Origin of the sequence: Xanthomonas sp. LMG 12460 (genome assembly GCF_009192895.1) — a bacterium.
Lineage (GTDB): Bacteria > Pseudomonadota > Gammaproteobacteria > Xanthomonadales > Xanthomonadaceae > Xanthomonas_A > Xanthomonas_A sontii.
Genome location: NZ_NKUH01000038.1, coordinates 20417 through 31239 on the forward strand (window position 1 = coordinate 20417; position 10823 = coordinate 31239).

Here is a 10823-nt window from a genome sequence, read left to right on the forward strand (position 1 = left end):
CTGGCGTTTCCTCGTTTCCCATCAACCAAGACGCCTCTCTCGATGATGAAAGCTCCGCCCCTGTTCTACGCCTTGCTGCTTGCCGGCAGCCTCCCCGTCCACGCCGAGAGCGCCGACCCGGCGCGCGACCGTGCCAGCATCCTGGCGATGCAGGGCGAGTACACGGTGGCGTTCGCCTTCGACGAGACCGTGCTGCTGAAGCCCGGCTACGTGCGCGCCGCACCGATGCGCAGCGGCGGCGACGAAGTGGTGATCGTGGTCGAGGACAGTCCGCGCAAGGTGGTGCTGCAGCATCTGCTGGTGGAGCCCAAGAGCGGCCACGTGACCAAGCACTGGCGCCAGGACTGGATCTACGAGGCGCCGCAGCGCTTCGAGTTCAGCGCCGACCAGACCTGGCAGGTGCGCCCGCTCGACGCGGCGGCCACCCGCGGCGCCTGGACGCAGTGCGTGTACGAGGTCAGCGACGCGCCGCGCTACTGCGGCACCGGGCGCTGGGACTACGCCGATGGCCATCCGACCTGGACCAGCGACCTGAGCTGGCGTCCGTTGCCGCGCCGCGAGTACACCAAGCGCAGCGACTACAACGCGCTGGCGGTGATCAACCGGCACACGCTGACCCCGGCCGGCTGGACCCACGAGCAGTTCAACACCAAGGTGCTGCGCAAGCCCGATGGCAGCCAGCAGGCCATCGCCCGCGAGTTCGGCTTCAACGACTACGTCAAGACCACGACCCTGGATTTCGCACCGGCCTACGCCTACTGGAAGGCCACCCAGGGCTACTGGGCCAGGGTGCGCGCGCGCTGGGACGGCTTGCTCGGCAAGCCGCCGGGCGTGCAGCTGAAGACCAAAGTCGACGGCATGGCGATCATCGTGCCGCTGTTCGGCCAGGCCGAGGCGGTGCAGCAGGGCAAGCCGGTCAGCGATGCGCAACTCGATGCGGTGTTCGCGCAATGGACCGCGCCGGCGCCGGCCGCGCGCTGAGCACAGCGCCGGCGACGCAGCCAGGGTGGGGAAGGCGGCCGGGATGGCGCCTTCCCCTTTTTCTTGCGCGTGTCGCGTCTTTTCGAGACACCTTTCCGGGGCGCGACACGCGTTGCGGCCATCGTCGCCACGGACTGCCGTCGAGCGCCGGCGGCGACAGCATCACATGTCGCGCTCCTCCAATCCCCAATCCCGATTCCCCACTCCCGGCTCCTTCACTGCTCGCGCAGCGCCAGCGCCGGCGGCGTGCGCAGGATGCGGCGGGTGCCCGACCAGCCGGCGAGCAGGCTCAGCGCCACGCCACCGAGGCCGCCGAGCAGCAGCGCCGGCCACGGCGGCGACAGCGCGAGGTCGAAGGCCTGCCTGGCCACCACCACGCCGATGATCGCTGCCGCGCCGACCGCGAGGATCGCGGCGAGCAGGCCGAGTGCGCCGAATTCCACCAGCACCGCACCGCGCAACTGCCCGCGCCGCGCGCCCAGCGTGCGCAGCACCGCGCTGTCGTAGCGGCGCTCGCCGGCGGTGGCTTGCAAGGCGGCCAGCAACACCAGTGCGCCGGCCAGCAGGCTGAAGCCCATCACCAGTTGCACCGCCTGGGCGACGCGGTCGATGACCTCGCGCACCCGCTGCAGGATCGCGTTGATGTCCAGCAGCGACACGTTCGGATAGGCACGGCTGAGCCCGCTCAGTTGCGCGGCCGAGGCGCGCGGCAGATGGAAGGCGGAAATCAGGTTGTACGGGGCATCCTGCACCGCGCCGGCGTTGAGCAGCAGGAAGAAGTTGACCCGGAACGAATCCCAGTCGGCCTTGCGCACATTGGTGACGGTGAAGCTGCGCTGCTGGTCGCCGAGCAGCAGGGTGATGCGGTCGCCGAGCTTGAGCCCGTAGCGCTGCGCCCAGCCTTCCTCCACCGAGGCTTCGGCGGCGGTGCTGTCGGCCGCCCAGAAGCGTCCGGACAGCAGCCGGTTGGCGGCGGGGAATTCGTGCCGCCAGGAGAAGTTGATCGGCCGGTCGCTGCCGTCGCCATCGTCCTCCGGCCCCTGCTCGCGGCGCTGCGGCGGCTTGCCGTTGATCGCCACCAGCTTGCCGGTGCTGAACGGCTCGACCGCCGCATCGGCGACACCGAGCGTGCGCAAGGTGCCGAGCACCTGCTCGGCCTGATCGGGCTGGATGTTCATCAGGAAGTAGTTCGGCGTGTCCGCCGGCAGCCGGTCGCGCCACTGCCCGAGCAGGCCGGGGCCGATCACCGCCAGCAATAGCAGGGCGCACAGCGACAGCGACAGGCCTACCAGTTGCACCACGCTCAGTGCGCGGCGCCGGGTCAGCGCCGCCAGGCCCAGTTTCCAAGGCCCGCGCAGCCGTCCCTGCAGTCGCCGCAGCACCGCCAGCAGCACCCCGCCGACCGCCGCGGCCAGCGCCGCCAGCAGGGTCAGGCCGCCCAGCACCCAGGCCGCCAGCACGCCGTCGCCGGTGGCGTACACCGCCAGCACCACGGTGGCGACCAGCGCGGCGGCGTAGACCAGCAGCGAGGTCGGCGGCAGCGCGGCGAAGCTGCGGTTGAGCACGCGCATCGGCGGCACGTCGCGCAGGCGCAGCAGCGGCGGCAGGCCGAAGCCGAGCAGCAGCAACAGGCCGATGCCGGCGCCGGCCAGCGCCGGGGTCGCCTGCGGCAGCGGCAGGCGGTCGGGAATCAGGCTGCCCAGCGCTTCGACCAGGCCGACCTGGGCCAGCATGCCCAGGCCCACGCCGAGCGCGCAGGCGGGGATCGCCAGCAGCAGCAACTGCACCGCCAGCGCACCGAGGATGTCGCGTTGGCGCGCGCCCAGGCAGCGCAAGACCGCGACCTGGTCGATGCGGCGCAGGGCGAAGCGGTTGGCGGCCAGCGCGGTGGCGACGCCGGCCAGCAGCACCGCCAGCAACGCGGCCAGCGCCAGGAAGCGCCCGGCGCGGTCGAAGGCGCCACGCACGCCGCGCTGGGTGTCCTCGATGCCGACCAGGCGGTAGGCCTTGGCGCGTGGCGCCAGCCATTCGCGCAGGGCGGCGATCTCGCCGGGCGCGCCGGCGAACATCAGTCGATAGGAAGCGCGGCTGCCGGGGCCGAGCAGGCCGGCGGCATCGACGTCGGCGCGGTTGACCAGCAGCGGCGGCGACAACTGCATCAGTTCGCCGGAGGCATCCGGTTCGGCGCGCAGCACCCGGGTCACGCGCAGCGTGCCGGCGCCGAACTCCAGCGCATCGCCGAGCTTCAGCCCCAGCGCTTCGAGCAGGCGCGGATCGGCGTAGGCCTCGCCGCGTGGCGGCGGCCCGGCGCGTTCGCTGCCGGCGCCGACGGTGTCGCGCGCCACCAACAACTCGCCGCGCAGCGGATAACCCGCGCCCACCGCCTTGATGTTGGCCATCTGGCTGGCGTCGCCATGGAACAGCACGCTCGGGAAACTGACCATGCGCGTGCTGCGCAGTCCGCGCCGCTGCGCTTCCTCGGCGAAGGCGGCGGGGATGTCCTGGCGCCCGCTGACGCCGAGGTCGCCGCCGATCACCTCGGCGGCGCTGCCGGTCAGCGCCAGGGTCACCCGGTCGACCAGGGTGCCGACCGCGGTCATCACCGCCACGCCCAGCACCAGCGCGGCGAACACGGTCAGCAGATCGCCGGCGAACAGCTCGCGGCGCAGTGCGCGCGCGGCATGGCGCAGTACGTTCATGCGGCATCCGCCGCGTCGGCGCCGCGCAGGCGGCCGCCGTCGAGCCGGTAGCGGTGTTCGCAGCGCTGCGCCAGGCGCATGTCGTGGGTGACCAGCACCAGGGTGGTGTCGCTGCCTTCGTTGAGCGCGAACAGCAGGTCGCTGATCTGTTGCCCGGTGGCCTGGTCGAGGCTGCCCGTGGGCTCGTCGGCGAACAGGATGCGCGGCCGCGCCACGAAGGCGCGCGCCAGCGCCACGCGCTGCTGCTCGCCGCCGGACAGTTGCCGCGGGTAGTGCCGCGCCCGCGCGCTCAGCCCGACCGCTTCCAGCACCTCGCGCACCCGCGCCGGATCCTCGCGTCCGGCCAACTCCAGCGGCAGCGCGATGTTTTCCGCCGCGGTCAGCGACGGCAGCAGATGGAAACTCTGGAACACGAAGCCGACCTCGCGTGCGCGCAGCGCGGCGCGCGCTTCCTCGTCCAATGCGTTGAGCGACTGCCCGGCCAGCACGATCTCGCCGCGCGTGGGCAGGTCGAGGCCGGCCAGCAGGCCGAGCAGGGTGGTCTTGCCGGAGCCGGAGGCGCCGACGATGGCGACGCTGTCGCCTTCACCGATGGTCAATTCGACCTTGTCGAGAATGTGGACCGTACCCTCCGGTCCGCTGACGGATTTGCCGACATCGCGTACGTCGATGGCGATGCTGGCGCGAAGCGTGGGGGCCTGACTGTCGATGAGGGAATCTCCAATGCGTGGCGACGAGACGAGAAGCAAGCGGGCCTGGATGCGCCGCGCCTGGCTGCTGCTGGCATGGTGGGTGCTGCTGCCCGCCATCGCCTGTGCCAAAGGTGCGACGGGGCCGGTGCTGGTACTCGGCGACAGCCTCAGCGCGGCGCACAACATCCCGGTGCAGTCCGGCTGGGTGGCCTTGCTGGACAAGCGCCTGCAGCAACAGATGCGGGCGCCACCGGCGGTGGTCAATGCCAGCATCAGCGGCGAGACCTCCTCCGGCGCGCTGACCCGCCTGCCGGCGCTGCTGCAGAAGCACCGGCCGTCGGTGGTGGTCATCGAACTCGGCGGCAACGACGCGTTGCGCGGGCTCAGCCCGGCCGAACTGCGCGGCAACCTGGAGAAGATGATCGTGCTCAGCCGTGACGCCGGTGCGAAGGTGCTGTTGCTGGGCATCGACGTGCCGCCGAACTACGGACCGGGCTACCGGCAGCGCCTGCGTGCGGTCTATGCGGACCTGGCCAGGCAGTACCGGACCGGCCTGCTGCCGTTCCTGCTGGAGGGCGTGGCGCTGAACCCGTCGCTGATGCAGGGCGATGGCCTGCACCCCACCGCGGCGGCCCAGCCCAAGGTGCTGGACAATGTCTGGCCTCAGCTCAAGCCATTGATCACGCAGTAATTTTTTTGTCGCTCAGGCAGATGAAGCGGTCTTCACGCCGCCACCACCGCACATCCGGCATGTTTCACAAAGCTGAAGACTGAGGAAGCGTTATGCGTCAGACCAAGGAAACATCCGGGCTCGTGCTGGTCGTGGAGGACAACCGCAATATTTCCGAGATGATCGGCGAGTACCTGGAAGGCCGCGGGTTCGAAGTGGATTACGCCTGCGACGGCCTGGACGGCTACCGCCTGGCGGCGGAGAACAGCTACGACGTGGTGGTGCTGGACCTGATGCTGCCGCGTCTGGACGGCATCGAAGTGTGCCGCCGCCTGCGCAACGACGCGCGCAAGTCGACCCCGGTGCTGATGCTGACCGCGCGCGACACGCTCGACGACAAGCTCACCGGTCTGGGCTTCGGTGCCGACGACTACCTGACCAAGCCATTCGCGATCCAGGAACTGGAAGCCCGCCTGCGCGCACTGATCCGCCGCGAGCGCCGCCAGGTCGGCTCGGAAGTGCTGAAGGTGGCCGACTTGGTGCTGGATCCGGTGAGCATGCGTGCCACCCGCGCCGGCACCGAGCTGCAGCTCTCGCCGATCGGCCTGCGCCTGCTGACCATCCTGATGCGCGAATCGCCGCGCGTGGTCACCCGCCAGGAAATCGAGCGCGAGATCTGGGGCAACGGCCTGCCGGACTCGGACACCCTGCGCAGCCATCTGTACAACCTGCGCAAGATCATCGACAAGCCGTTCGACCGCCCGCTGCTGCACACCGTGCAGAGCGCCGGTTACCGCATCGCCGACATCGCCCAGCCGATGAGCTGAGGCAACGCCCGATCGTGGACCCCGCAGCGGCCCCGGTGAACGGGGCCGCTTGCACGAAAGGCTCACGATCGGCCTTCCTATAATCGCGGCAACGATCACGGATGCCGTATGCCGCACGGGTTGCCGCGCAAACTTCGCCTCGCCCTGATCGCCCGCATCGTGTTTGCGGGCTGCGTCGTCACGCTTGCCAGTTATCTGGTGGTCGCGATCGTGCAGCACTCGCTGGTCGGCTCGATCCTGAAGCAGGAGGCGCGCTACTACTGGCGCCTGCGCGCGCAGCTGCCGCAGCAACCGCCGCCCAACAGCCACAGCCTGCGCGGTTATCTGGTGCCGGCCGGGCAATCCGATGCGGCGGTGCCTGCCGACCTGCGCGGGTTGGCGCCCGGTCTGCATGAGGATCGCCCCGGCGGCGAGATGGTGCTGGTCGACCAGACCGAGAGCGGGCGCCTGTACCTGGTGTTTTTGCGCGCACCGGCGCAGCGGCTGGCGTTCTGGTTCGGCGTGGTGCCGACTTTGCTCACCCTGATCGCGGTGCTGGTGGTGGCCTGGCTGACCTGGCGGGTGTCGCGGCGCTTGCTGTCGCCGATGAACTGGCTGGCGCGGCGGGTCGCGCGCTGGGATCCGCGGCATCCAGCCGCCGCCGAACTGGCCCCGGAAAACCTGCCGACCGACGTACAGGGCGAGGCGCGGCAACTGGCCGCCGCCCTGCATGCGCTGGCCCTGCGCGTCACCGACCACGTCGCCCGCGAACGCAACTTCACCCGCGATGCCAGCCACGAGCTGCGCACCCCGCTGACGGTGATCCGCGTCGCCACCGACATCGCCATGACCGAGCAGGAACTGCCGCCGCGCCTGCACCGCAGCCTGCAGCGCATCCAGCGCGCCGGCCGCGACATGGAGGCGGTGATCGACGCCTTCCTCATCCTGGCGCGGGAAGCGGACGTGGTGCCGCAGAGCGAACTCTTCGAGATCGCCGACGTGGTCGAGTACGAGGCCGAGAACGCGCGCGAACTGCTGATCGGCAAGCCGGTGACCCTGAGCGTGCGCGTGCTGGCCTCGGCGACATTGCATGCGCCGCCGCGCGTGCTGCACGTGGTGGTCAGCAACCTGCTGCGCAACGCCTGCAGCTACACCGACGCCGGGCGCATCGAGGTCGAGGTCGAGGCCGACCGCATCCGCATCCGCGACACCGGCATCGGCATGTCCGAGGACGCTTTGCGGCACGCCTTCGAGCCGTTCTTCCGTGCCGAGCCGGAGCGCCCGCAAGGCACCGGGCTGGGCCTGTCGATCGTGCGCCGGCTGTGCGACCGTTTCGGTTGGCAGGTGGCCCTGGAAAGCGCCGAGGGCGGCGGCATTCTTGCGACCGTGCGGTTCCCGCCGGTCACGTGAGCGCCCGCGCACGGCGGCGCGGGCGCGTCACGGTTCAATCCTTCAGGTACGGACGCACGGTGTCGCGCCACAGCGCGTAGCCGGCCGCGTTCATGTGCAACTTGTCCGGTCCGAACAGCTCGGCGCGCGGCTGCCCGTCGGCGCCCAGCATCGGCGTGTACACGTCGACGAACTGCACCTGCTTCAGGCCGGCTGCGGCCTTGCGGATCAGCGCGTTGGCCTCGGCCATCTTCGGCATCAGCGCCGCGCGCGAGGGGCTGGGCTTGATCGACAGATAGACGATGCGGGTCTTGGGCAGGTCGCGGTGCACGCGGGTCGCGAAGGCCACGAAGTCATCGCGCACCTGCTGCGGGCTGCGGCCGCTGTTGAGGTCGTTGTCGCCGGCGTAGAACACGATCAGGCGTGGCTTGTACGGCACCACGATGCGGTCGGCATACCAGGTGCTGTCGCGGATCTCCGAGCCGCCGAAGCCGCGGTTGAGCGTCTGCACGCCCGGAAAATCCGTGGCCAGCGAGGTCCAGAAGCGGATCGAGGAACTGCCGACGAACAGCACGCCACCGGGTTTGACCGGATGCGCGGCATCGTCCTTGGCGAAACGCGCCATGTCCTCTTCCCAGGCGGCATTGGAGACCTGGTCGGGCACGCTGGGCGGCGGGGGTGGGGTGAGCGCCAGTGCCGGCGACAGGCCCAGCAGGGACAGACTGAACAGACTCAGGGCGAGCAGCGGTGCGCGCAGCGGCGAACGGGGCATGACGCCTCCTCGAAGCAAGGGGATCGGCGATGGTGCCGCAGGCACGACATGCAGGCAAATCCGCGGCGATGCCGGCGGTGCTGCGGGGCTTGTGGCAAAATTGCCGCCTATCCCGCTGCGCCTTGCCCATGACCGATTCCTTCCGGCCGTCGTCGTCGCGTCCCCGTTCCCTGGGGCGGGGCTGAGCCGTGGCCGACCAGTTCGGGCATCTGCCGCGCGGGCCGCGCCGCATGCTGATGGCGGCGCGTTGGTCCTGGCAGGGCTTGCGCGCGGCTTGGCTGCACGAATCCTCCTTCCGCCTGGAGGTGTGTCTGTTCCTGATCCTGGCACCGCTGGCGCTGTGGCTGGGGCAGGGGCCCGTGCAGCAGGTGCTGATGATCGGCTCGCTGCTGCTGGTGCTGGCGGTGGAACTGCTCAATTCGGCGATCGAAGCGGTGATCGAGCGCTACGGCCCCGAGCATCACGAACTGGCCGGGCGCGCCAAGGACATGGGCTCGGCCGCGGTCTTCGTGATGCTGGCCAACGTGGTGCTGTGCTGGGGCCTGATCCTGCTGCCGCGCCTGCTGTGATCGCCGCCCGTTTCTTCTTCCGTTAAAGGATCCGACGCCATGGCCCTCGAGTTTCTTGCCGACCCCAACACCTGGCTGACGCTGTTGACGCTGAGTGCGTTGGAGATCGTGCTGGGCATCGACAACCTGGTGTTCATCTCCATCGCGGTGGGCAAGCTGCCGGAAGCGCAGCGCCCGGCCGCGCGCAAGTTCGGCATCGCGGTGGCGTGCCTGACCCGCATCGCGCTGCTGGTGTCGCTGGCGTTTCTGGCGCGCATGCAGGGCGAGCTGTTCAGCGTCGCCGGCATGGGCATCTCGATCCGCGACCTGGTGTTGATCGTCGGCGGCCTGTTCCTGCTGGTGAAGGGCACGATGGAGATCCGCGAGCTGATCACCGGCGGCGAAGACGAAGACCCCACCACCAGCAAGGCCTCGGGCGTGTTCTGGATGGTGATCGCGCAGATCGCGGTGATCGACATCGTGTTCTCGCTGGATTCGGTGATCACCGCGGTGGGCATGGCCCAGCACATCCCGGTGATGATCGCCGCGGTGCTGCTGGCGGTGGCGGTGATGCTGCTGGCGGCCAATCCGCTGGGCCGCTTCATCGACGCCAACCCGACGGTGAAGATGCTGGCGCTGGCCTTCATCCTGATGATCGGCGTGGTGCTGATCCTGGACGGCCTGGACGTGCACGTGCCCAAGCCGTACATCTACGCGGCGATGGGCTTCTCGGTGCTGGTGGAGTGGCTGAACCTGCTGATGCGCCGGCGCGCCGCCGCGCATCAGGTGCCCGGCGCGGGGAAGTGGTGAGCCACCGCTGAGGTCGGCTGCGTTTTCACCGGCGGCGTGGCAAGCTGCGCGCAGTCATTCGCCGGAGTCCTCGCATGCGCCTGTTGTCCCGCTCCCTGTTTCTGGCCGCGCTGGCGGTGTTGCTGTCCGGCTGCGGCTACAACGCGATCCAGCAGAAGGACCAGGCGGTCAAGGCCGGCTGGTCGGAAGTGCTGAACCAGTACAAGCGCCGCGCCGACCTGGTGCCGAACCTGGTCAACACGGTCAAGGGCTATGCCGACCAGGAGCGGCAGGTGCTGACCGACGTGACCAACGCCCGTGCCCGCGTCGGCCAGGTGCAGGTCAACGCCGACGATGCCGCCTCGCTGCAGCAGTTCCAGCAGGCGCAGGGCCAGTTGTCCAGCGCGCTGTCGCGGTTGCTGGTGGTCAGCGAGAACTACCCGAACCTGAAATCCGACCAGGCCTTCCGCGACCTGCAGGCGCAGCTGGAAGGCACCGAGAACCGCATCACCGTGGCGCGCGGCCGCTACATCCAGGCGGTGCAGGACTACAACACCTACATCCTGTCCTTCCCGCAGGTGCTCACCGCCAAGATGTTCGGCTACAAGGAGAAGCCCAACTTCTCGGTGGAGAACGAAGCGCAGATTTCCGAGGCGCCGGCGGTGAACTTCGGTGGCCAGCCCGCGTCCGCTCCACAGCAGCCGCAGCAGCCGGCACCGGCGCACTAAGCGCCGCCGCGGGCCGGCGTGACCGTGCGTTTCACCTCCGAGGCTGAGCGCGCCGCCGCAGCGACGGCGTCGAGCGGTGGCACCCGCGCTGCGGCCGGCCGTCGACACGTCTGCGTCTGGCTATTGCTGCTGCTGGCGTTGCTGCCCTGGCTGGCCTGGGCGCAGGCCGAGGCGCCGATCCCGCCGCTGGACGCGCCGGTGGTCGACACCACCGGCACGCTGACGCCGAACCAGCGCCTGGAGCTGGACCGGCAGGCGGTGCAGTTGCAGCAGCGCAAGGGTAGCCAGCTGCAGGTGCTGGTGGTGCCCAGCACCGCGCCCGAGAGCATCGAGCAATACACCCAGCGCGTGTTCGACCAGTGGAAGCTCGGCCGCAAGGGCGTGGACGACGGCGTCCTGCTGGTGGTGGCCAAGGACGACCGGCGCGTGCGCATCCAGCCCGGCTATGGCCTGGAAGGCGCGATTCCCGACGCCACCGCCAACCGCATCATCCAGGAGTACCTGGTGCCGCGCTTCCGCGCAGGCGACTACAGTGGCGGGATTTCCGAAGCGACCGCGATGCTGGTCAAGCTGATCGACGGCGAAGCGTTGCCGGCGCCGGTCAGCGCGCACGCCTCGGCCTCGCGCGGCGGCGGCCTGGGATTCGGTTTCTTCGCCGGCCTGTTCGCGGCGCTGGTCGCGCAGGTGCTGTTCGCGCGGCTGTCGCGCCCGGTGCGCGGCGTGCTGAGCGGCGTGGTCGGCGGCGGCGT

Annotated in this window: 11 protein-coding genes; 8 read left to right on the forward strand and 3 right to left on the reverse strand. The window is 70.0% G+C overall.

Annotation, left to right across the window (positions count from 1 at the left end; all coding sequences use genetic code 11):
* Nucleotides 1-42: 42 nt before the first annotated feature.
* Nucleotides 43-981 carry a DUF6607 family protein gene (locus tag CEK66_RS09100; protein ID WP_152236699.1) on the forward strand — a complete coding sequence of 313 codons (939 nt, stop codon included), beginning with the start codon at nt 43-45 and terminating at the stop codon, nt 979-981.
* Between the two features lie 215 nt (nt 982-1196).
* Here the strand turns inward: CEK66_RS09100 and CEK66_RS09105 are convergent, their stop codons facing one another.
* Entirely contained in the window at nt 1197-3680 is a 2484-nt protein-coding gene (locus tag CEK66_RS09105) for an FtsX-like permease family protein (protein ID WP_152236700.1), read from the reverse strand.
* Nucleotides 3677-4279: an ABC transporter ATP-binding protein gene (locus CEK66_RS09110; RefSeq protein ID WP_148827865.1), complete on the reverse strand. Its 603-nt coding sequence runs from the start codon at nt 4277-4279 to the stop codon at nt 3677-3679. The genes CEK66_RS09105 and CEK66_RS09110 overlap by 4 nt, the downstream gene beginning before the upstream one ends.
* A 160-nt stretch (nt 4280-4439) precedes the next feature.
* Between CEK66_RS09110 and CEK66_RS09115 the strand changes: the two genes are divergently transcribed.
* The 3 genes from CEK66_RS09115 to CEK66_RS09125 all read left to right on the forward strand — a co-directional run bounded on the left by CEK66_RS09115 (nt 4440) and on the right by CEK66_RS09125 (nt 7258).
* Entirely contained in the window at nt 4440-5063 is a 624-nt protein-coding gene (locus CEK66_RS09115; protein ID WP_226978546.1) for an arylesterase, read from the forward strand.
* A gap of 92 nt (nt 5064-5155) precedes the next feature.
* The gene (locus CEK66_RS09120; RefSeq protein ID WP_003481607.1) at nt 5156-5869 is read left to right on the forward strand and encodes a response regulator transcription factor; all 714 of its coding nucleotides are present in this window, start codon (nt 5156-5158) and stop codon (nt 5867-5869) included.
* Between the two features lie 108 nt (nt 5870-5977).
* On the forward strand, nt 5978-7258 hold the full coding sequence (locus CEK66_RS09125; RefSeq protein ID WP_152236702.1) for a HAMP domain-containing sensor histidine kinase: 1281 nt from the start codon (nt 5978-5980) through the stop codon (nt 7256-7258).
* Nucleotides 7259-7292: 34 nt separating this feature from the next.
* Here the strand turns inward: CEK66_RS09125 and CEK66_RS09130 are convergent, their stop codons facing one another.
* Nucleotides 7293-8009, reverse strand: coding sequence for an SGNH/GDSL hydrolase family protein (locus CEK66_RS09130; RefSeq protein WP_152236703.1), 717 nt, complete (start codon nt 8007-8009; stop codon nt 7293-7295).
* Nucleotides 8010-8197: 188 nt separating this feature from the next.
* Here CEK66_RS09130 and CEK66_RS09135 point away from each other — a divergent pair, with 188 nt between their 5' ends.
* From CEK66_RS09135 to CEK66_RS09150, 4 genes are all read left to right on the forward strand, one after another.
* A complete protein-coding gene (locus CEK66_RS09135) occupies nt 8198-8578 on the forward strand; it encodes a diacylglycerol kinase (RefSeq protein ID WP_010342212.1) in 381 nt (126 codons plus the stop codon).
* A gap of 39 nt (nt 8579-8617) precedes the next feature.
* On the forward strand, nt 8618-9367 hold the full coding sequence (locus tag CEK66_RS09140; RefSeq protein WP_010342213.1) for a TerC family protein: 750 nt from the start codon (nt 8618-8620) through the stop codon (nt 9365-9367).
* A 74-nt stretch (nt 9368-9441) separates the two neighbouring features.
* Nucleotides 9442-10074, forward strand: a complete 633-nt coding sequence (locus CEK66_RS09145; RefSeq protein WP_043093112.1) for a LemA family protein — start codon at nt 9442-9444, stop codon at nt 10072-10074.
* A 123-nt stretch (nt 10075-10197) separates the two neighbouring features.
* A partial coding sequence (locus CEK66_RS09150) for a TPM domain-containing protein (protein WP_226978548.1) occupies nt 10198-10823 on the forward strand: 626 nt, incomplete at its 3' end.

Coding starts and splice junctions, on each gene's coding strand:
- CEK66_RS09115 (WP_226978546.1), top strand. CDS start 4,440: ATGCGCCGCGCCTGGCTGCTGCTGGCATGGTGGGTGCTGCTGCCCGCC.
- CEK66_RS09130 (WP_152236703.1), bottom strand. CDS start 8,009: ATGCCCCGTTCGCCGCTGCGCGCACCGCTGCTCGCCCTGAGTCTGTTC.
- CEK66_RS09105 (WP_152236700.1), bottom strand. CDS start 3,680: ATGAACGTACTGCGCCATGCCGCGCGCGCACTGCGCCGCGAGCTGTTC.
- CEK66_RS09125 (WP_152236702.1), top strand. CDS start 5,978: ATGCCGCACGGGTTGCCGCGCAAACTTCGCCTCGCCCTGATCGCCCGC.
- CEK66_RS09145 (WP_043093112.1), top strand. CDS start 9,442: ATGCGCCTGTTGTCCCGCTCCCTGTTTCTGGCCGCGCTGGCGGTGTTG.
- CEK66_RS09120 (WP_003481607.1), top strand. CDS start 5,156: ATGCGTCAGACCAAGGAAACATCCGGGCTCGTGCTGGTCGTGGAGGAC.
- CEK66_RS09100 (WP_152236699.1), top strand. CDS start 43: ATGATGAAAGCTCCGCCCCTGTTCTACGCCTTGCTGCTTGCCGGCAGC.
- CEK66_RS09140 (WP_010342213.1), top strand. CDS start 8,618: ATGGCCCTCGAGTTTCTTGCCGACCCCAACACCTGGCTGACGCTGTTG.